The sequence below is a fragment of the Pseudomonas sp. Pseusp9 genome (genome assembly GCF_059491265.1).
Map to the genome: position 1 here is coordinate 1,255,458 of NZ_CP168500.1, position 19,086 is coordinate 1,274,543.

Sequence of the window (19,086 nt, forward strand, 5' to 3'; positions counted from 1 at the left end):
TATCTGGTATCAGCGGCGGATGCGGGCCTGAAGGAAGGGCAGCACGTCGGCGACCGGCAGCGCTTGTGCCTCGGCCTCGGTACGGCTCTTGTATTCCAGGTTGCCTTCGGCCAGGCCGCGGTCGCTGACCACGATCCGGTGTGGAATGCCGATCAGCTCCATGTCCGCGAACTTGATGCCCGGGCTGGTTTTCTTGTCACGGTCGTCCAGCAATACTTCGAAACCGGCAGCGGTCAGCTCCGCGTACAGCTTGTCGGTGGCTTCGCGAACCTGCTCGGTTTCGTAGCGCAGTGGCACCAGGGCGATCTGGAACGGCGCGAGAGTGTCGCTCCAGATGATCCCGTTTTCGTCGTTGTTCTGCTCGATGGCAGCCGCCACCACGCGGGACACGCCGATGCCGTAGCAACCCATCTCCAGGGTGACCGGCTTGCCGTTCTCGCCCAGCACTTCGCACTTCATCGCTTTGCTGTATTTGTTGCCCAGCTGGAAGATGTGCCCGACTTCAATGCCGCGCTTGATTTCCAGGGTGCCTTTACCGTCCGGGCTCGGGTCGCCGGCCACGACGTTACGCAGATCGGCAACGGTCGGAACAGGCAGATCACGCTCCCAGTTCACGCCGAAGTAGTGTTTGTCGTCGATGTTGGCGCCGATGCCAAAGTCGCTCATCAGTTCGACGGAGCGGTCGATGATGATCGGCAGGGGCAGGTTCAACGGGCCGAGGGAACCGGCGCCCGCGCCAATGGCATCGCGCAGTTCGCTTTCCGAGGCCATGACCAGCGGGCTGGCAACGCCTGGCTGGTTGGCCGCCTTGATTTCGTTCAGCTCATGGTCGCCACGGATGATCAGGGCAATCAGCTTGCCTTTCTCTTCGGCGTGCACCACGAGGGTCTTGATGGTCTTCTCGATCGGCAGGTTGAAGCCTTCGACCAGTTGCGCAATGGTCTTGGCGTTCGGGGTGTCGACCAGGCGCAGTTCTTCGGTCGCAGCGGCGCGCGAGGTTTCCCGTGGTACGGCTTCGGCTTTTTCGATGTTCGCGGCGTAGTCGGAGCCGTTGCTGAAAACGATGTCGTCTTCACCGGACTCGGCCAGCACGTGGAATTCGTGGGAGCCGGCACCGCCGATGGAGCCGTTGTCGGCTTCAACAGGGCGGAACTTCAGGCCCAGACGGGTGAACACGTTGCAGTAGGCCTGGTGCATGCGGTCGTAGGTGACCTGCAGCGAAGGCTGGTCGGCGTGGAACGAATAGGCGTCCTTCATGATGAATTCGCGGCCGCGCATCAAGCCGAAGCGCGGGCGGATTTCGTCACGGAATTTGGTCTGGATCTGGTACAGGTTGATCGGCAGCTGCTTGTAGCTGCTCAACTCGTTGCGCATCAGATCGGTGATGACTTCTTCGTGGGTGGGACCTGCGCAGAAATCGCGACCGTGGCGATCCTTGAAGCGCAGCAATTCAGGGCCGTACTCTTCCCAGCGCCCGGACTCCTGCCACAGCTCAGCCGGTTGCGTGCTCGGCATCAACACTTCGAGAGAGCCGGCGGCGTTCATTTCTTCACGAACGACGGCTTCGACCTTGCGCATTACCCGCAAGCCCATCGGCAGCCAGGTGTACAGGCCCGAGGCGAGTTTGCGGATCATGCCGGCGCGCAGCATCAGCTGGTGGCTGATCACGACCGCGTCGGAAGGCGTTTCTTTTTGTGTGGCGAGCAAAAATTGACTGGTGCGCATGGTTGGCCGTTATCGATTGCTGATGACGAGAAATGACGGAGCATTGTACGGGCGAGTTCCGCTGGCGTACAGGCGTGTGGTCGGTGGTGTGGCAGGAGGGCGCGATTCGCACGGCCCTCCGCGATTTTTCCTGCGTTATGAACCTAGGATTCTTCGGCGACCGGGGTCTGCACCGGTTCCGGTGTCGGGGTCGGGCCTGCGCGGCGGTTCTCCTGGAACCAGTGCAGCGCGATCAGCAGCAGGGTCGGGACACCCAGCAGGGCGGTAATCAGGAAGAAGTTGTGATAACCGAACTTCTCCACCATGACCCCGGAGTAGCCGCCGATCAGGCGCGGCAGCAACAGCATGATCGAGCTGAGCAGGGCGTACTGGGTGGCGGAGAACTTGAGGTTGGTCAGGCTCGACAGGTAGGCGACGAACGCCGAAGTGGCCAGGCCCGAGCTGAAGTTGTCCAGGGAAATGGTCAGGATCAGCATCTGCAGGTTCGGGCCCATGTCGGCGAGCATCAGGAACAGGATGTTGGTCGCCGCGGAGGCAACGCCGCCAATGAACAGGATAGGCAGGATGCCGAAGCGCACGATCAGCAGGCCGCCCATGCCGGCGCCGACCAGGGTCATGATCAGGCCGAAGATTTTGCTGACGCTGGCGATCTGGTCCTTGGTGAAGCCCTGGTCGATATAGAACACGTTGGCCATCACCCCCATGACCGTATCGGACATCCGATAGGTGGCGATCAACCCGAGCAGCAGCAGCGCTTGCCAGCGGTATCGCAGGATGAAGTCGTTGACTGGCGTCAGTACCGGAGCCAGGCCGCGGCGGCCCATGGCCGAGAGGCACAGGGCGGTGAGCGTGGTGTAGAGGATGGCCCGCAGGAAAGCGCGGTCTTCGAGCAGCAGGTCGAGCAGGCTCACGCCTTGGAACAGTACGCTGGCGAAGTCGGTGTTGTAGAGCTGGGTGAACATCGCCGGCACGGACACCAGCAATATGATCAGCACGAATACCGAGGCCAGTTGATGCGCGAAACTGTAGCGCCCGGCCTGCAGTTGCGTGCGCAATGGCACGGGTGGTTCGCGCATGAACAGGGAGGTCAGCAGTGCCGGGACCATCAGCGCCCCGAACAGGATATAGGTGCCGGCCCAGGCCGAATGCTTGTAGTTGAATCCGGTGGAGCCAAAGCCTTCGGCGAAGTACAGCGCGCCTGCAGTCGCCAGCAGCGCCGCGACCCGGTAACCGGACATGTAGCTGGCGGCCAGGGCGGCCTGACGATTGTCTTCGGCGATTTCCAGGCGGTAGGCGTCTACCGCAATATCTTGTGTCGCCGAGGCGAAGGCGACGATCACCGCGATAGCGATGAGCCAGGAGAGATGCTTTTGCGGGTCGCAGAAACCCATCCCGATCAGGCCAAGGATGACCAGTGCCTGGGACAATACGAGCCAGGATCGTCGTCGACCGAGTTTGCCGAGCAATGGCAGTCGCCATTGGTCGAGCAGCGGTGACCAGACCCATTTGAAGGCATAGGCCAGGCCGATCAGGCTTGCATAGCCAATGGTTTCGCGAGCCACGCCAGCTTCACGCAGCCAGACCGAAAGCGTCGAAAACACCAGCATGTATGGCAGGCCGGCGGCGAAACCAAGCAGCAACAGCACGAGTGTCGAAGGGCTGGCATAAGCGGCGAGCGCGGCGCGCCAGGTTTTACGGGGCATGGGCTGGAGTCTGCCTCAAGAAATACGGAAACAAAGCGCGCACTCTAACCGCTGTGCTCTACCGGGCGCCAGCCATGGCGCTGAATATCAACACGATTATTCAGGACACTGATGCCCTCCATGCGTAATCGTGCGCGCTGCTCATCCCCTGAAGGGCTGCCGGCCGGCAGGCTGATACGTCCGTTTGCACCCAGAACGCGATGCCAGGGCAACTTGCTTTCGCTCGGCAATTGGCTGAGGGTGCGGCCGACCCAGCGGGCGGCGCGACCCAGTCCTGCAAGCTCGGCCAATTGACCGTAGCTGACGACTTTGCCTTCGGGAACTTGCGCCAGTGTCAGATACAGCGCCGTGCGTCGGATTTGCGCCGCACTTTCGGGTTCATCGGTTGGATCGGTCACGTCCGTCATTCCTGAAGAAATCTGGTTTACCGTCTGTAGAGTAATTCCTGTACAGAAAGTTGAGAAATGAACTCGACAGAAATAGTCGGGTCAGTCCTTGTCAGGGCCTTGTTCCTACGGATAATGCCGACTTTTCTCGCAAGTCTGAGCCTGTATTTTGCTTATTTTATCCAGATCCCTGCTGTGTCTCGCTGTCCTCAGTGCTTCCACTCCCTTGCTGGCCGATACCGTGTGGTTGAAGAACGGCGACAAGCTGAGCGGCAAGATCACGCTGTTCGATGGCGGCAAATTGCTGATCCAGACCGAGTACGCCGGGGCGGTGACGATCGACTGGAAACAGGTCAAGACCCTGGACAGCGATCAGGAGTTGCTGGTCAAGCAGGATGCCTACAGTGGCGAGAAAGCCAAGTCGCTGAAAGCGGCGGACGCCGGCAAGGTCACACTGGCCAATGGCGAGGCACCGAAGACAGTCGAACTGGCGAGCATTCAGCAGATTCTCAAGCCAAAACCGGTGGTCGAGGATCTGGTGTGGAAAGGCAACGTCGATATCGCGCTGGATTACCAGCGGGCGGAAAACGACACGGATGACTACGGCATCGATTTCAAGACCAGTGCGCGTCACGGTCGCTGGCGGCATACCGCCGAAGGCGAATACAACCGTGAGTTCCAGGACAGCGTGGTGACCACCGACAACTGGCGGGCCGAGTACTCCATCGACCGGTTCCTGACCGAGCAATGGTTCTGGCAGGGGCGCCTGGTGTACAAGCGCGACAAGGTCGAAGATCTTTCTCGTCAGCGCACTGTCGGTACCGGTCCTGGCTACCAGTTCTGGGATGACGAACTCGGGGCGTTCTCCCTGGGTTCGCTGATAAACCGCACGGACTTTGAGTTCTCGGATGGCAGCAAGGACAATTTCTACGCCCTGGCCATGAAGTGGGACTACAACCGCTACCTGATCGGCAAGCGTGTCGAGTTTTTCACCAATGGCGAGGTCGGCAAGCCGCTGTCGGGCGTGGCCGACTACGCACTCGATGCCGAGATGGGGTTGCGCTACAAGGTGACTGAATGGGCTTCGCTGAACCTGAAGGCAGAGCGCGACATCATCAGCGGTACCGACGATGCGGATCTGGACAAGACACGCTATACCGCAGGGTTTGGCGTGACCTGGTAAGAAAACCAAAAAAGGACCGCCCACAAAAAAGCCCCGCTGTTGAGGGCGGGGCTTTTTACTAAAGCAAGTACAAGTTAGATAACTTGAACTTCTTCAGCTTGCATGCCTTTCTGACCGCGGGTAGCGATGAAAGAAACCTGTTGGCCTTCTTTCAGGCTTTTGAAGCCGTCGGACTGGATAGCTTTGAAGTGAACGAACAGGTCGTCACCGGATTGTGGGGTGATGAAGCCGAAGCCTTTTTCATCGTTGAACCACTTAACGGTACCGGTTTGGCGATTAGACATGGTGTAACTCCTTGAACAAAGATAACTGCGACTCAGGAAGAACCCTGGCCGAGACTGAGTGCAAAGAGCAGGAAAAATTCTTGTAGATGGTTGGATCGAAATTCAACATATCGTGTAGAGATTCTCAGTGACACAAGCAGCACAGTGGCGCCACCTTAACCCTTTTTCCAGGACGTGCCAATGCTTCTTGCGCAGGTTTCTCTGTTTTAAGGATCGGCGGTGTGACGGTTCGTCGCCAGCACAGGTAATTCCTGCCTGTACGGCGAGAATTGCACCGCGGACTTTGAACCCGGCGGCGCGCCCGGTAAGATGCCGGACAGAATTTTTCGACCTCGCTATTCAGGACACCCGCCATGAGCATCAAATCGGACAAGTGGATTCGCCGCATGGCGCAAGAGCACGGCATGATCGAACCGTTCGTCGAGCGCCAGGTGCGCGGCAGCGACGATAGCCGTGTGATCTCCTATGGCGTGTCAAGCTACGGCTACGATGTGCGTTGCACCAATCATTTCAAGGTGTTCACCAACATCAATTCGGCGATCGTCGACCCGAAGAACTTCGATGCCGGCAGCTTCGTCGACATCCATAGTGATGTGTGCATCATTCCGCCGAACTCTTTCGCCCTGGCCAGCACCGTCGAATACTTCCGTATTCCGCGTAATGTACTGACCATTTGCCTGGGTAAAAGCACCTACGCGCGCTGCGGCATCATCGTCAACGTCACGCCGCTCGAACCTGAGTGGGAAGGTCACGTGACCCTGGAGTTCTCCAACACCACCAATCTGCCGGCGAAAATCTACGCGAACGAAGGTGTGGCACAGATGCTGTTCCTCGAGTCGGACGAAGAGTGTGAAGTGTCCTACAAGGACCGTGGCGGCAAGTACCAGGGCCAGCGTGGCGTGACCCTGCCTCGCACCTGAGTCAACCGTCCGACAAATATCGGGAATTCCTGAGCGGGCGTACACTCTATGGAGTGTCCTGCTCCGATCCGCGCAAGGCGGGTCGGGCCATCGCTCAGGAGTGCCGAATGAAGATCGATCCACGAATCAGTGCCGAACTGGCAAGGCTTGAACCCAATCAGGTTGGCGTTCTGGCGTGGTCCCTGTTGGCACATCCACCCGTCAGCATGGCGGGAGGCATCCCCGGTCAGCCTGACCCTGATACCCCGAACGAAGAGCCGATGGAACCTGGCGAACCTACTTTGCCGGATGAGCCACCGCCTGCGCCTGTTGTCTGATTGGATTGAGTGTGGGAGCGAGCCTGCTCGCGAAGGCGGTGTTTCCTTCAGCAGAGATGTTGACTGACCTGGCCCATTCGCGAGCAGGCTCGCTCCCACAGTTTTTTGGCAGGCGTTACTTCAGGTTGCCACTCAGGAACTGCTTCAACCGCTCGCTTTTCGGATTGCCCAGCACATCTTCCGGCGCGCCTTGTTCCTCAACCAGGCCCTGGTGCAGAAACAACACCTGGCTCGACACTTTGCGGGCGAAGCTCATTTCGTGGGTCACCATGATCATGGTGCGGCCTTCTTCGGCCAGGCCTTGGATCACTTTCAGCACTTCCCCCACCAGTTCCGGGTCCAGCGCCGAGGTCGGTTCGTCGAACAGCATGACTTCCGGCTCCATGGCCAGTGCCCGGGCAATCGCAACCCGTTGTTGCTGACCGCCGGACAGGAATGCCGGGTACTGGTCCGCCACACGGGAGGCCAGCCCCACCTTGTCGAGGTAGCGCCGGGCGCGGTCTTCGGCTTCTTTCCTGTCGCACCCCAGCACCCGGCGCGGAGCCATGGTGATGTTTTCCAGCACCGTCATGTGGCTCCACAGGTTGAAGTGCTGGAACACCATGGCCAGGCGGGTGCGAATCCGCTGCAGTTCATTGGCGTCGGCCACGTGCATGCCGTGACGATCCTTGATCATGCGGACGTTCTGTCCGTCGAGGCTCATGGCGCCGTCGTTGGGTTGTTCCAGGAAGTTGATGCAACGCAGAAAGGTACTTTTACCCGAGCCGCTGGCGCCGATCAGGCTGATGACGTCGCCGGTCCTGGCCTTGAGCGAAACACCTTTGAGGACTTCATGGTCGCCATAGCTTTTATGCAGGCCTTCGATGGTCAATTTGTACATGGGGCATGCATCCTCAAGGCGAAAGTAGATAGCCGCTGCGATAGGCTTCGGTGCCCGCGACGTGGGCGATCACCATGCCGGCAGTGGCCATGCGGCGCAGCGAGCGGGCATACATCAACCCGGCGGCGGAGCAATGAACGGGGGTGACGCTATCGTTGACCGGATCAATGATCTCGGCGATCAGTTGCCCGGCTTCCAGGTACTGGCCCGGCAGCGCGGTGAACACCAGCAACCCGCCGACCGGCGTGGCCACCGGTTCTACACCGGCCAGCGGTGTCGCCGGATAAGGCAACTCGGGCAGGGGCGCGGGTTCGCCGGTGATCGCGCCGAAATGGATCAGGTAGTCGATCAACGCCTGACAGTCGCGGCTGGCCAGCGGGTGATTGACGTCGCCCTGGCCGCGCAATTCGACGGTCACCGAGAAACTGCCTGGCGTAATGTCGAAGTGTTCGCCGAAGCGTTCCCTCAACTGCCACCAGAGCAGGGTGAAGCATTCGTCGAATGACTGGCCACCGGAGTCGGTTGCCAGCAGGCTGGCTTCGGCGCCGATGTAGCGGGCCAGCGGCTCGACCTGCGGCCAGGCTTCCGGTGTGGTGTAGAGGTGCGCAACCGCTTCGAAATCGCAATGCAGGTCGAGCACCATGTCGGCGTCGCAGGCCAGTCGCTGCAGGGTCAGACGCTGGGATTGCAATTGGGTGTCGGCGCTCTGCCGGGCCAGCGCATCGCGCAGGCTGCTGCGGATCAATTGCTGATTGTGCTGCGGATCGTCACTGAGCTTGTCTTCGATCTCGTTGCCGACTTCCTCACTGAGGTCGACGAACCAGCGGTTGAAGTTCTGGCCGCTTTCCAGTTCGTAGCGGCCCAGCGGTACATCCATCAGCACCTGTTCAAGGCCCACCGGGTTGGCGATGGGCACCAGCACGATTTCACTGCGCAGGCGACCGGCGGCTTCCAGCTCCGCCAGGCGTTGCTTGAGGTGCCAAGCCACCAGCATGCCGGGCATTTCGTCGGCGTGCAGGGAGGCCTGGATGTAGATTTTGCCATTGGCCGGTTGTGGGCCGAAGTGAAAACTGTGGATCTGTCTCGCGGTCCCCGGCAGCGGGGCCAGCAGGTCATGTTTCTGGTGGCGCATCTGTTGTTTCCTGAAGCAGGTTGAGACCTAGTGGGTCGGCCCGAGGAAAGCCAGCCATCGGCGTTCGGCGAGGCGGAAAAGGCCGACCAGCGCAAAGGTGACAGTCAAGTAGATCAGCGCGGCGATGCCGAACGACTGGAAGGTCAGGAAGGTTGCCGAGTTGGCGTCCCGCGCGACTTTCAGGATGTCCGGGATGGTCGCGGTGAAGGCCACGGTGGTCGAGTGCAGCATCAGAATCACTTCGTTGCTGTAGTAAGGCAGCGAACGACGCAGGGCCGACGGCATGATCACGTAGGCATAAAGCTTCCAGCCAGTGAGGCCATAGGCTTTGGCCGCTTCGACTTCACCATGGGCCATGCTGCGAATCGCCCCGGCGAAGATCTCCGTGGTGTAGGCGCAGGTGTTCAGGGCGAACGCCAGGATGGTGCAGTTCATCGCATCGCGAAAGAAGCTGTCGAGCAGCGGTTGCGCGCGCACGGCGGCCAGGCTGTAGATCCCGGTGTAACAGATCAACAGCTGGATATACAGCGGCGTGCCACGGAACAGGTAGGTGTAGAACTGCACCGGCCAGCGAATGTAGAAGTTCGGAGAAACCCGGGCGATGGACAGCGGAATCGACACAAGAAAGCCGAAGAAGATCGACGCGCTGAGCAGCCACATGGTCATGGCCAGTCCGGTGATGTTGTTGCCGTCGCTGTAGAGGAAAGGTTTCCAGTATTCCTGCAGGAGTTCGATCATCGCACGGCCTCCCGGGTTCCGGCGGCGTAGCGGCGTTCGAGCCGGCGCAGGATGAAGTTGGAGACACTGGTGATCACCAGGTAGATCAAGGCGGCGAGTACCAGGAAGTAGAACAGTTGATAGCTGCTTTTACCGGCGTCCTGCGCGGCCTTGACCAGATCGGCCAGGCCGATGATCGATACCAGCGCGGTAGCCTTGAGCATGACCATCCAGTTGTTGCCGATACCCGGCAGGGCAAAACGCATCATTTGCGGAAACACCACGATCCAGAAGCGCTGGCCGCGTTTGAGGCCATAGGCGGTGGCGGCTTCGACCTGGCCCCGTGGTACCGCGAGAATCGCGCCACGGAAGGTTTCGGTGAAATAAGCGCCATAAATGAAGCCCAGGGTAATGACCCCGGCACTGAACGGGTTGATCTCGATGTATTCCCATTCCATGTAGTCGGTCAGCGACGTCAGCCAGGTTTGCAGGCTGTAGAAGATCAGCAGCATCAATACCAGGTCCGGCACCCCGCGAATCAGCGTGGTGTAGCACAGGGCAGGCAAGCGCAGCAGTTTGACTTTTGACAGCTTGGCACTGGCGCCGAGCAGGCCGAGCAACACGGCCACCAGCAGCGACATCGCCGATAATTTGATGGTCATCCAGGTGCCTTGCATCAGCAAAGGACCGAAGCCCTTGAGGCTGAAGGCTGAGAGCCCCAGATTTTGCAGGAGGTTTTCGAACATAAATCAGCAACCTGATCGGAAGAAAAAAGCGCCCATCGCGAGATGGGCGCCGGGCATTATTTGCCGCTGTACAGATTCAGATCGCCAAAGTGTTTCTTCTGAATGGTGGCGTAGGTGCCATCATCGTGTAACGCTTTGATACCTTTATCCAAAAGGGCTTTCAGCTCGGTGTTACCTTTCTTAATGCCGACTGCGGTTTTGGCTGGCAACAGAGGGTCATCAACCGGCTTGCTGACTTCGAAATCGGCACCCTGTGGCGACTTCAGGAAACCCAGTTCGGCTTGCAGCATGTCCTGGATGCCCGCGTCGAGACGACCGGAAGTCAGGTCGGCGTAAACCTGGTCCTGGTTGGCGTAGGCCTGGGTTTTCACGCCGGCCTTGTCCAGGATGGCCTTGGCGTAGGCTTCCTGAATGGTGCCTTGCTCGTAACCGACGGTCTTGCCTTTGAGGGAAGCGGTGTCGGTCGTGATGCCGGAGCCTTTCTTGTACACGAGAGCGGTCGGGCCGGAGAACAGCTCGCTGGAGAAGTCGATGACTTTTTCGCGGGCTTCGGTGACGGTCATCGAAGAGATAACACCGTCGAATTTATTGGCCTTCAGGCCAGGAATCATGCCGTCGAAATCGCTTTCGACCCATTTGCACTTGACCTTCAGCTCGGCGCAAATTGCGTTGCCCAGATCGATGTCGAAGCCCACCAGGCTACCGTCGGCCGCTTTCGACTCGAACGGTGCGTAGGAAGGGTCAACGCCGAAACGCAGTTCTTTGTACTCCTTCGCCATGGCGGAGCCAGCAGCCACGCACAACGCCAGTGCAGAAAGGGTCAGCAATGCTTTTTTCATTATTCAATCCCTAAAAACCAATATGAGCGCTCGTGGCGCAGAATTGTTGTTACTGGAAAGCGTAAGACTTATTGAAAGTAGCAATTTCCGAACCAGAGTGCCGAACAAGCGTTTAAAAGGTACTTGGAAATGGCCGGAGACAGATTTATGCACGAAAACGGGCGCAGGGAAATGGGCGCACCCGTCCGGTTCAAAAAGAAAAGATATCGAGGATGAAAAGAGGGCCTAGCCGAGCAGATATTGCAGGGTCGCCAAAGTGTCGGCTTCGTCTATCGACTTGTCCTTGCGCCAGCGCAACATTCGCGGAAAGCGCACGGCAATGCCACTCTTGTGACGGCGGGAGAGGGCGATGCTCTCAAAACCCAATTCAAACACCAGGCTTGGCTGAACGCTGGTCACTGGCCCGAACGTTTCCACCGCAGTCTTGCGCACGATGCTGTCGATCTGGCGGATTTCGTCATCGCTCAACCCTGAATAAGCTTTGGCGAACGGCACCAGGGAGCGTTCGCCGGCATCTGGCGGGCCATCCCAGACAGCGAATGTGTAATTGCTGTAGAGACTGGCCCGGCGTCCTTGCCCCTGTTGTGCATGGATCAGCACGGCGTCAACGCTGAACGGATCGACTTTCCATTTCCACCAGACGCCCATGTCCTTGGTCCGACCGATGCCGTACAGGGCATCTCGTGACTTGAGCATCAGGCCTTCGACACCGAGGGCGCGGGATGCCTCGCGCTGGCGGGCGAGGTCGAGCCAGGTATCGCCGGTCAACAATGGGGAGAGGCGCAACCGCGGATTGGCGCAATCACGGGTCACCCGTTCCAGTTGCGCGCGTCGCTCGGCCTGACGCCGGCTGCGCCAGTCTTCACCTTGCCACTCGAGCAAATCGAAGGCGACCAGTACCACCGGAATCTCTTCGAGGATTTTCCGGTCCAGGGTCTTGCGGCCGATGCGTCGTTGCAGGACGGCGAAAGGTTGCGCCGCGGGTTGAAAAACCGTTTCGATGCCGGTTGGCGCGGATTTCCAGGCGACGATCTCTGCGTCGATCACCGTCCCGTCGGGAAGGCTCAGAATCAAACTGTCCAGTTCAGGGAAACGTTCGGTCACCAGATCCTCACCCCGCGACCAGATCCACAGTCGCCCGTCGCGCTTGATCACCTGGGCGCGGATGCCATCCCATTTCCATTCCGCCTGCCAGTGCTGGACAGGACCGAGCAGCGCTTCGAATTGTTCCACTGGCGGCGACAAGGCATGGGCGAGAAAAAACGGGTAGGGTTGGCCGCCACGCTGGGCGTGTTCATCGAGGGATTCGGCGGCGATCAGTTTCAGGTAGCTGGTGGCGCTGGGGCGATGGGACTGGTCGGTGTAACCCACCAGCCGCTGCGCCACGCATTTGCTGTCAAGGTGGGCCATGGCCGCCAGGGCGCGGGTGACCATCAATCGGGACACCCCGACGCGCAAGCTGCCAGTGATCAGTTTGATGCAGACCATCAGGCTCAGGCTGTCCAGTTGCGCCCACAGCATCGGTAACCGATGCGCGAGCGATTGCGCCGTTTCGCCACGCAGTGGCAGCAGTTTGTCCTCGACCCACGGGGCCAGCCCGTCGGTTGAATGGTGCGACGCTGGTGGCAAAACCAGAGAAATGGTTTCCGCGAGATCACCGACGGCCTGGTAACTCTCTTCGAACAACCATTCCGGCAAACCGGAAAACGTCACGGCCAGTTCGCGCAGTACCCGTACCGGCACCAATTGACCGGGGCGTCCCCCCGCCAGAAAGTACACCGCCCATGCGGCATCTTCCGGCGCGGCCCGGGTGAAGTAGTTTTGCATTGCTGTCAGTTTGGCGTTGTTCGAGTCGGCGGCGTCCAGTTCGGCAAACAGCTCGGCGAACGCCTTCATGGCAGCACCTCGGCAGGTCCGGCTTCGGTAATGACCGCGTCCTCTTCGTCATCACCGTATTCGGTGTCGAACCTCGTGGCATCAAGCCCCTGCTCGCGCAGATGGCGTACCAGCGCACCGGCCGATCCATGGCTCACCATGACCCGTTCGGCACCGGTCTGTTCGATGGCCCACAGCAGACCGGGCCAGTCGGCGTGGTCGGACAGCACGAAGCCCCGGTCCACACCGTGCCGTCGGCGTGTGCCGCGCAAACGCATCCCGCCACTGGCAAAGCCATCGCTGTAATCGCCGAAGTCGCGCATCCAGCTGCTGTTCGCCATCGAAGGTGGTGCGAGCACCAATGCCTTGCGCATCATCGGGCCGCTCTTTCCAATTTCGGCGGCATGAATCGTGGGCGGCAGATAAACCCCCGCTTCGCGGTAGATCCGGTTGATCGGTTCCACCGCGCCATGCACCAGAACGGGGCCGAGTCGTGCGTCGATGCCATGGAGAATGCGCTGGGCTTTGCCGAGGGAATAACAGAACAGCACGCTGGTTTTTTCGACAGCCGCATTGGCTTGCCACCATTGATCGATCTCGGCAAACACTTGGGCCTGGGGTTGCCAGCGGTAGATCGGCAGGGCAAAGGTCGATTCGCTGATGAAGGTGTCGCAGCGTACCGGTTCAAACGGCGCGCAAGTGCCGTCGGGTTCGATCTTGTAGTCCCCGGAAGCCACCCAGACTTCTCCAGCGTATTCCAGTCGTACTTGCGCCGAGCCGAGCACGTGGCCGGCGGGATGAAAACTGAGGAACACGCCATGATGCAGCAGGCGTTCGCCATAGCGCAGGGTTTGCAGGTTGATGGCCTGGCCCAGTCGCATGCGCAGAATGGCCTCGCCAGGTGCTGCCGCCAGGTAATGCCGATTGCCGGCGCGGGCATGGTCGCCGTGGGCATGGGTGATCACGGCGCGTTCGACGGGCCGCCACGGGTCGATATAAAAGCCACCAGCGGGGCAGTACAAACCTTCGGGACGCGAGACGACAAGGTCCATGGCATTGCCAGAGTGGAGGAACTTGTTAGCTAAGAGCCTGGCGCGGGGCGTGAAGTTCTATGGGGATTTTGCGTTTGGATAAAAATCCAGCGTGAGAGCGAGCTGCTCGCAATAGCGGTGTGTCAGTCACCCACAATGTTGACTGACAGCGCGCAATCGCGAGCAGGCTTGCTCCCGCACGGGAGATTACTTGCCGGGGGTCAGCGTCAACCGGGCCTTGCCATAGGCGTTGTCGAAGTTCTGCGGCTGCATCGGCAGGCTCATGTATTGACCCTTCAGCCACGGTTCGATGCTGTTGAGGTAATTGGGGCTGGCCGGGTTGCCGGACTGGCCGGTACCGTTCTGCGCCATCAGCGGTTCGGACTGGCCGAAGTCGACGATAAAGCGCATGGCTGGCGCCAGCGTGGTATTGAAGTCCTGGCCCCAGGCGAAGGCGGCGGTGTTGAGCGTGGTGTGATCGCCGCCGGCCGGCAGCGGCCCGCGTACAGTCTGGCCGCTGCTGTTCTTCCATTCATAGCGATGCAGTTTGCCCCACTGCCAGGCTTTGTGATCGCTGCCCAACTGGCTGTCGCCTGCGCTGATCGCTGCGGCGAGGCTGCGAGCGAGGATGGTCGGTTTGTCTTCTTTCTGCGCGGTGCGCACATCATCCCAGAACGGGCTGTCCTCACGCCCGAGCAAATGATCGGCCTGGGCCGAGTAGGACAACTTGCCGTCGGCGACAAAGGCCTTCCATGCCGGGCTGCTTTCAGGGCCCAGTTCATCGAGGAAGATCTGCCGGATGCTTTCCTGCAGGAACAGTTCGTAGATTGCCGCATCGGTGGAGGTCGGGCCGAGCTTGCCGTCGAACGCCATCAAGCGGCTGTAGGCCTCGTGTGCCTTGGCGCGATCGGCCGCCGGCAAGGCGTCGATGGCTTGCTTGAGTGGCTGGGCCATACCCGGCGCTTCAAGCATTTTCTTCAGCTTGGCAGCGAAGGTCGTGGTCTGGTCGTATTGCATGGCGATCAGGCTGCGGCTGTCATGTTTGCCGGCGCCGGCCAGTTCGGCCAGGCGCTCGCCGCGCTCCGGGGCGGCCCAGGAGTTGGACAACTGCATGCCGTAGCCATGGGGAATGACCCGCTGGTTGGCAGTGCCGAGCCAGCCTTGGGCCGGGTCCTGGTCGTACGGGTGCAGCATCGGGTCGGCATAACCGTCCCAATCGTAGCGGCCTTCCCAGCCCGGTGAGGGCAGCAAGCCTTCGCCTTCGCGGCGGTTCGGGTAACGACCGGTGACTTGCCAGCCGATGTGGCTGGCATCGGCAAATACCAGGTTCAGCGCGATGGCGCGGATTTCGCGGCTGGCGTCCGAGGCTTTCTCGACGCTCTGGGCGCGGGACAGGTCGAAAAACGCGTCCAGGCTCTTGTCGTCGGTGAAGTTCGGCATCTGCAAGGCCAGGCCGAAACCATTGGCCAGCGTGGTGCCCTGGGCGCTGTTGAGCAGCGGGCCGTGGCGGGTTTCGTACACGGCTTCGCGAATCGGCCGCTGGCCTTTGACGAAATAGGTTTCGTTGCGCACGATCGCCGGCTGCCATTTTCCGGCATTTTCGTAGGTGAGCCCGTTGCCCTGGCGCTTGATCTTCTCCAGGAACAGGTCCTGGTTGTCGCCCATCACGGACGTCATGCTCCATGCCACTTTGCCGTTGAAACCACCGAGCACCATCGGCAGGCCGGCGATGGTCACGCCGGTCGCCTGATACTTCGGCGCGCGAATCTGCACGTAACTGAACAGCGAAGGCACGCCCAGCGGGCCGTGACTGTCACTGGCCAACAGGCTCTTGCCGCTGCGGCTGCGTTGCGGCGCGATGGCCCAGTTGTTCGACGAGGTGGCACCCAGCAGATTGAGGTCCGACAGTTGCCCGGTGGCTTTACTGAGTTCGGCCAGCCCCGGGACTTGCCCGTTGAGCTTGAGTCCTTGCAGTTTTTCGCTTTCGGCGACCGGCAGTTTTTCATCAGGTGCCGACGGCGTCAGCCACGCGAGTTTGTCGGTGGTGACAGTCTGGGCCAGTACCAGCGAGGAAATTTCTTCCGGCAGGTTGGTCGACTGGCTGAAGTTCAGCAGGCAGAAAATCAGCGCCGAATCTTCCGGTTGCCAGTATTCAGGCTTGTAGCCGGTGGCCGCCAGGTCCGCCGGCAGTTTGTCGCGGTAGCGGAACAGATAGGCATTGACGCCCCGCGCATAGACTTCGAAGAAACGCTTGAGGCGCGGCGAAGAGGCCTTGTACAACTCGCCAGCACTTTTCTTCAGGTTGACCGCCCGCATGTAGCGGTCGGCATCCAGCAGGTCCGCACCCTGCATCTCGGCCAAACGGCCCTGGGCCAGCAGGCGCAAGGTAACCATTTGAGTGATGCGGTCGCTGGCATGCACGTAGCCGAGGGTGAACAGCGCGTCGTGGAAGCTGTTGCTTTCGATCAGCGGCATGCCCATGGCATTGCGGCGCACCGAAACGTTCTGTGCCAGGCCTTTGAGCGGTTGTACGCCGGAGGTTGGCGGGAGGGTGTCCTGGGCGTTGAAGTTCTGACAACCGGTCAGGCTCAAGACACCGGCCACTGCTGCGGCAACGCCGAACCGGGGTAGAAAATGAGTAAGGGCTGGCGAGGCCATGGCAAAGCTCCTGCGGGGGTAGAGGCGGCGCGAAATAAAGGCGCTACGTTAGTGAGCGGGAGGAGGCCGCGCAAGCGGGGTGCAAGGTTATTTCAGGATTTGTCTGATAAACCTGAAAGATCGCATCCTTGCCAGTCGCAATGGCTGATGTTGAAGTGCGAAACGCTCAACAATCCAGGAGAACAGTTGGCATGGAGCTCAAGGCAAACGCGGCACTGATCATCATCGATCAACAAAAAGGCATCCTTCACCCCAGACTCGGCCGCAGGAACAACCCGCAGGCCGAAGCGCGCATGCTGGAAATGCTCGACCATTGGCGGCGCACCGCTCGGCCAGTGATCCATGTGCAGCACTTGTCCCGCTCAGAGGACTCAGTATTCTGGCCGCAGCAGTCGGGGGTGGAATTTCAGGAGCGTTTTGCCCCAGGGGCCGGTGAACGCCTGATTCAGAAACAGGTGCCGGATGCGTTTTGTTCGACGGGGCTGGAGACGCAGTTGCGCGAGGCGGGGATCGGGCAGTTGATCATCGTGGGTGTCGCGACCCACAACTCGGTGGAGTCCACGGCGCGCACCGCGGGCAACCTGGGGTTTGATACGTGGGTGGTCGAGGATGCGTGCTTTACCTTCGACAAGGCTGATTTTTTCGGCCATGCCCATAGCGCCGAGGAGGTGCATGCGATGTCGCTGGGGAATTTGCACGGTGAGTATGCGACGGTGGTCAGTGCCGCATGTGTATTAAAGGCTGACTGAAAAAACCTGTAGGAGCGAGCTTGCTCGCGATGGTATGTCAGCTACACAGATGTCGACTGAAAGTCCATCGCGAGCAAGCTCGCTCCTACAAGGGAACTGCATTCACACAACAGGCCTGCTCGCGAACGCGATTCAACAGGCGAAGCAAGTCTTCGCCCGAAGCATCAAGCGCCGTGGCACTTCTTGAATTTCTTGCCGTTGCCGCACGGGCACGGATCGTTGCGGCCGACGTCTTTCAGGGCGTTGCGCACCGGTTCCTGGTGAGCGTGGCCGCAGTTCGGACCGTGGACATGGCCGTGGTCGTGATCATGCTGGTGATGGTCATGATCGTGGTTGCAGTCAGGGCCGTGGACGTGGGGTTGCTGGGTCATCGGTGTTGCTCCGGAATTAAATCGGCGGGGATTATCACGCCATTGCGCGCCAGGTGCACGTAGTGGGCGATGAATATACCGGTTTCCAGTTCACCTTCCAGACGATAGGGAATGGGTTCATCGGATTTTTTCAGCAGTTTGGCCAGGTCACGCACCTTTGACCACAGGTTGGTGCGAATAGGCACCTTGAAGTAAGCACTGTGTTTGGGGCCGACGGTGAACCAGTGATCGTGCTCGCCTTCGGCCAGCAGAATGTCACCCAAGTGAATGCGGTACTCCAGACTGCGCACCGTCAGGTCGCTGTCGTTGGGGTTGTCGATGCGAAAATGCAGGAGGAGTTTCTGTTCCAGCAATTTGGCGCGGACCACCTCTATCTTCACCAGATGGACTTCGGGGTCCGGCAAGTCGTCGCCGAACCACGATGCGCAGCCGCCGAGTCCCAGTGTCAGGAACAACGTGAGCAGATAGCGTGCGCCGCGGCGGATGATCATCGTGGTGTTTCTCCCTTGAGCCCCAGTCTAGACCCAAAAGATCGCAGCCTTCGGCAGTTCCTGGGAGGTGGACAGGCATTGCGTGTCCTAACTGCTGAAATACCCCGCGCAACACTTCTTGAACTTCTGCCCGCTCGCGCACGGGCAGGCGTCATTGCGTCCGGCCTTGAGCGGTACGGTGGGGTCGATGAAATACCAGCGCCCGGTGTTTTGCACAAATGACGAACGCTCGCGGTGGCTGTGCTCGCCACCGCTGTCGTGCCACCGCGCGGTGAAGGTCACGAATGCGTGTTCAGGCTGGCCGCCCAGTACTTCGGAACTTTCCACCTCTAGGCCCAGCCACGTGCTTTGCGCGCTCCAGTCGCTGATGGATTGACGATCCAGGCCGGCCTGTTGGGCCGGCAGGGTGGTGGCCACCAGATAATCGACCAGCCCCAACACATAGGCGCTGTAGCGCGAGCGCATCAAGGCTTCCGCGCACGGCGCCGGATGCCCGGCATGGTAGTGACCGCAGCAGGCGTCGAGCGGGGTGCCGCTGCCGCAAGGGCAAATGGATGTACTCATTGCATTACCACCAGTATTTCCCGAAGTTTTCCGGATTGGCCCAGAAGCGCGAATTGAGCCAGTCGGGGACTTGTTTGTATTCAAGCAGATCGTAGGTAAACAGGGTCAGGACCTGTTCGTCCCGTTGAAAGCGTTCGCTGGCTTGCAGGGCCAGGGAGAAAAAATCGGTTTCCTGCCAGCCGCAGGCCGGCAGATCCGCCAGTACGGCGATGCGGCTGGCGTTGAGATTGCGGATGCCGCCCAGCAGGTTCAGGCCGTCGCGCTTGGGCAAGTGCTCCAGGCAATCGACCGCCAGGGCCAGGTCGAATCGGCGGGCTGCCAAATCGGCGGGCAACGGCCCGGGGGCAGCGCAGGCGACACTGCTTTCAGGGTGAGCAAGTTTGAACGCTTCCAGTGCCGGGAACTCGCTGGCGCCGATCAACAACAGGCGCGCGGGGGCATATCGGTCAAGTAAAGCGGCCAGTGCCTGTTGCGGCGTGCGTGAAGAAATATCTGCAGTCATCGAAGATCCTCAA

General features: G+C 60.1%; 20 protein-coding genes. 4 read left to right on the top strand and 16 right to left on the bottom strand.

Going from position 1 to position 19,086, the window contains the following annotated elements; translation table 11 throughout:
• Positions 1–9 precede the first annotated feature (9 nt).
• The 3 genes from ACEN8E_RS05545 to ACEN8E_RS05555 all read right to left on the bottom strand — a co-directional run bounded on the left by ACEN8E_RS05545 (position 10) and on the right by ACEN8E_RS05555 (position 3,826).
• Entirely contained in the window at positions 10–1,725 is a 1,716-nt protein-coding gene (locus tag ACEN8E_RS05545) for a proline--tRNA ligase (protein WP_495591752.1), read from the bottom strand.
• A gap of 143 nt (positions 1,726–1,868) precedes the next feature.
• On the bottom strand, positions 1,869–3,428 hold the full coding sequence (locus ACEN8E_RS05550) for an AmpG family muropeptide MFS transporter (protein ID WP_495591753.1): 1,560 nt from the start codon (positions 3,426–3,428) through the stop codon (positions 1,869–1,871).
• A gap of 44 nt (positions 3,429–3,472) precedes the next feature.
• Positions 3,473–3,826: an MGMT family protein gene (locus ACEN8E_RS05555; protein WP_495591754.1), complete on the bottom strand. Its 354-nt coding sequence runs from the start codon at positions 3,824–3,826 to the stop codon at positions 3,473–3,475.
• Positions 3,827–3,989: 163 nt separating this feature from the next.
• On the opposite strand from ACEN8E_RS05555, the gene ACEN8E_RS05560 reads away from it, so the two are divergent.
• Complete coding sequence (locus ACEN8E_RS05560) at positions 3,990–4,997, top strand: DUF481 domain-containing protein (protein ID WP_495593277.1); 1,008 nt, start codon at positions 3,990–3,992, stop codon at positions 4,995–4,997.
• Positions 4,998–5,071: 74 nt separating this feature from the next.
• On the opposite strand, the gene ACEN8E_RS05565 is transcribed toward ACEN8E_RS05560, so the two are convergent.
• Positions 5,072–5,281, bottom strand: coding sequence for a cold-shock protein (locus ACEN8E_RS05565; RefSeq protein WP_002554837.1), 210 nt, complete (start codon positions 5,279–5,281; stop codon positions 5,072–5,074).
• 353 nt (positions 5,282–5,634) lie between these two features.
• Between ACEN8E_RS05565 and dcd the strand changes: the two genes are divergently transcribed.
• A complete protein-coding gene (gene dcd, locus ACEN8E_RS05570; protein WP_007904652.1) occupies positions 5,635–6,201 on the top strand; it encodes a dCTP deaminase in 567 nt (188 codons plus the stop codon).
• Positions 6,202–6,308: 107 nt separating this feature from the next.
• Positions 6,309–6,518 (top strand): hypothetical protein, encoded by a 210-nt coding sequence (locus ACEN8E_RS05575; protein ID WP_322616074.1) that lies wholly within the window; start codon positions 6,309–6,311, stop codon positions 6,516–6,518.
• Positions 6,519–6,633: 115 nt separating this feature from the next.
• Here the strand turns inward: ACEN8E_RS05575 and ACEN8E_RS05580 are convergent, their stop codons facing one another.
• The 8 genes from ACEN8E_RS05580 to ACEN8E_RS05615 form a co-directional block, all read right to left on the bottom strand.
• Positions 6,634–7,398, bottom strand: a complete 765-nt coding sequence (locus ACEN8E_RS05580; protein WP_495591755.1) for an ABC transporter ATP-binding protein — start codon at positions 7,396–7,398, stop codon at positions 6,634–6,636.
• Positions 7,399–7,411: 13 nt separating this feature from the next.
• Entirely contained in the window at positions 7,412–8,530 is a 1,119-nt protein-coding gene (locus ACEN8E_RS05585) for a succinylglutamate desuccinylase/aspartoacylase family protein (RefSeq protein ID WP_495591756.1), read from the bottom strand.
• Between the two features lie 27 nt (positions 8,531–8,557).
• A complete protein-coding gene (locus ACEN8E_RS05590; RefSeq protein ID WP_429367168.1) occupies positions 8,558–9,268 on the bottom strand; it encodes an ABC transporter permease in 711 nt (236 codons plus the stop codon).
• Positions 9,265–9,993, bottom strand: coding sequence for an ABC transporter permease (locus ACEN8E_RS05595; protein ID WP_429367170.1), 729 nt, complete (start codon positions 9,991–9,993; stop codon positions 9,265–9,267). Before ACEN8E_RS05595 ends, ACEN8E_RS05590 begins: the two co-directional genes overlap by 4 nt.
• Before the next feature lie 56 nt (positions 9,994–10,049).
• Positions 10,050–10,832, bottom strand: a complete 783-nt coding sequence (locus tag ACEN8E_RS05600; RefSeq protein ID WP_495591757.1) for a transporter substrate-binding domain-containing protein — start codon at positions 10,830–10,832, stop codon at positions 10,050–10,052.
• A 225-nt stretch (positions 10,833–11,057) separates the two neighbouring features.
• Positions 11,058–12,728 carry an ATP-dependent DNA ligase gene (locus tag ACEN8E_RS05605; RefSeq protein ID WP_495591758.1) on the bottom strand — a complete coding sequence of 557 codons (1,671 nt, stop codon included), beginning with the start codon at positions 12,726–12,728 and terminating at the stop codon, positions 11,058–11,060.
• Complete coding sequence (locus tag ACEN8E_RS05610; protein WP_495591759.1) at positions 12,725–13,759, bottom strand: ligase-associated DNA damage response exonuclease; 1,035 nt, start codon at positions 13,757–13,759, stop codon at positions 12,725–12,727. The genes ACEN8E_RS05605 and ACEN8E_RS05610 overlap by 4 nt, the downstream gene beginning before the upstream one ends.
• A gap of 186 nt (positions 13,760–13,945) precedes the next feature.
• Entirely contained in the window at positions 13,946–16,396 is a 2,451-nt protein-coding gene (locus tag ACEN8E_RS05615) for a penicillin acylase family protein (RefSeq protein WP_495591760.1), read from the bottom strand.
• 191 nt (positions 16,397–16,587) lie between these two features.
• On the opposite strand from ACEN8E_RS05615, the gene ACEN8E_RS05620 reads away from it, so the two are divergent.
• On the top strand, positions 16,588–17,145 hold the full coding sequence (locus ACEN8E_RS05620) for a cysteine hydrolase family protein (protein WP_495591761.1): 558 nt from the start codon (positions 16,588–16,590) through the stop codon (positions 17,143–17,145).
• Between the two features lie 164 nt (positions 17,146–17,309).
• On the opposite strand, the gene ACEN8E_RS05625 is transcribed toward ACEN8E_RS05620, so the two are convergent.
• The 4 genes from ACEN8E_RS05625 to ACEN8E_RS05640 form a co-directional block, all read right to left on the bottom strand.
• A complete protein-coding gene (locus ACEN8E_RS05625; RefSeq protein WP_008056806.1) occupies positions 17,310–17,516 on the bottom strand; it encodes an SEC-C metal-binding domain-containing protein in 207 nt (68 codons plus the stop codon).
• Positions 17,513–18,007 carry an LEA/WHy family protein gene (locus ACEN8E_RS05630; protein WP_495591762.1) on the bottom strand — a complete coding sequence of 165 codons (495 nt, stop codon included), beginning with the start codon at positions 18,005–18,007 and terminating at the stop codon, positions 17,513–17,515. The genes ACEN8E_RS05625 and ACEN8E_RS05630 overlap by 4 nt, the downstream gene beginning before the upstream one ends.
• 87 nt (positions 18,008–18,094) lie before the next feature.
• Entirely contained in the window at positions 18,095–18,571 is a 477-nt protein-coding gene (locus ACEN8E_RS05635; protein WP_008016059.1) for a YchJ family protein, read from the bottom strand.
• 4 nt (positions 18,572–18,575) lie between these two features.
• On the bottom strand, positions 18,576–19,073 hold the full coding sequence (locus ACEN8E_RS05640; RefSeq protein WP_495591763.1) for a DUF6231 family protein: 498 nt from the start codon (positions 19,071–19,073) through the stop codon (positions 18,576–18,578).
• Positions 19,074–19,086 lie beyond the last annotated feature (13 nt).

Excerpts from the sequence above, each read along its gene's own strand:
- ACEN8E_RS05545 (WP_495591752.1), bottom strand. The coding sequence starts at position 1,725 with ATGCGCACCAGTCAATTTTTGCTCGCCACACAAAAAGAAACGCCTTCC.
- ACEN8E_RS05550 (WP_495591753.1), bottom strand. The coding sequence starts at position 3,428 with ATGCCCCGTAAAACCTGGCGCGCCGCGCTCGCCGCTTATGCCAGCCCT.
- ACEN8E_RS05565 (WP_002554837.1), bottom strand. The coding sequence starts at position 5,281 with ATGTCTAATCGCCAAACCGGTACCGTTAAGTGGTTCAACGATGAAAAA.
- dcd (WP_007904652.1), top strand. The coding sequence starts at position 5,635 with ATGAGCATCAAATCGGACAAGTGGATTCGCCGCATGGCGCAAGAGCAC.
- ACEN8E_RS05575 (WP_322616074.1), top strand. The coding sequence starts at position 6,309 with ATGAAGATCGATCCACGAATCAGTGCCGAACTGGCAAGGCTTGAACCC.
- ACEN8E_RS05580 (WP_495591755.1), bottom strand. The coding sequence starts at position 7,398 with ATGTACAAATTGACCATCGAAGGCCTGCATAAAAGCTATGGCGACCAT.
- ACEN8E_RS05585 (WP_495591756.1), bottom strand. The coding sequence starts at position 8,530 with ATGCGCCACCAGAAACATGACCTGCTGGCCCCGCTGCCGGGGACCGCG.
- ACEN8E_RS05590 (WP_429367168.1), bottom strand. The coding sequence starts at position 9,268 with ATGATCGAACTCCTGCAGGAATACTGGAAACCTTTCCTCTACAGCGAC.
- ACEN8E_RS05595 (WP_429367170.1), bottom strand. The coding sequence starts at position 9,993 with ATGTTCGAAAACCTCCTGCAAAATCTGGGGCTCTCAGCCTTCAGCCTC.
- ACEN8E_RS05600 (WP_495591757.1), bottom strand. The coding sequence starts at position 10,832 with ATGAAAAAAGCATTGCTGACCCTTTCTGCACTGGCGTTGTGCGTGGCT.
- ACEN8E_RS05605 (WP_495591758.1), bottom strand. The coding sequence starts at position 12,728 with ATGAAGGCGTTCGCCGAGCTGTTTGCCGAACTGGACGCCGCCGACTCG.
- ACEN8E_RS05610 (WP_495591759.1), bottom strand. The coding sequence starts at position 13,759 with ATGGACCTTGTCGTCTCGCGTCCCGAAGGTTTGTACTGCCCCGCTGGT.
- ACEN8E_RS05615 (WP_495591760.1), bottom strand. The coding sequence starts at position 16,396 with ATGGCCTCGCCAGCCCTTACTCATTTTCTACCCCGGTTCGGCGTTGCC.
- ACEN8E_RS05620 (WP_495591761.1), top strand. The coding sequence starts at position 16,588 with ATGGAGCTCAAGGCAAACGCGGCACTGATCATCATCGATCAACAAAAA.
- ACEN8E_RS05625 (WP_008056806.1), bottom strand. The coding sequence starts at position 17,516 with ATGACCCAGCAACCCCACGTCCACGGCCCTGACTGCAACCACGATCAT.
- ACEN8E_RS05630 (WP_495591762.1), bottom strand. The coding sequence starts at position 18,007 with ATGATCATCCGCCGCGGCGCACGCTATCTGCTCACGTTGTTCCTGACA.
- ACEN8E_RS05635 (WP_008016059.1), bottom strand. The coding sequence starts at position 18,571 with ATGAGTACATCCATTTGCCCTTGCGGCAGCGGCACCCCGCTCGACGCC.
- ACEN8E_RS05640 (WP_495591763.1), bottom strand. The coding sequence starts at position 19,073 with ATGACTGCAGATATTTCTTCACGCACGCCGCAACAGGCACTGGCCGCT.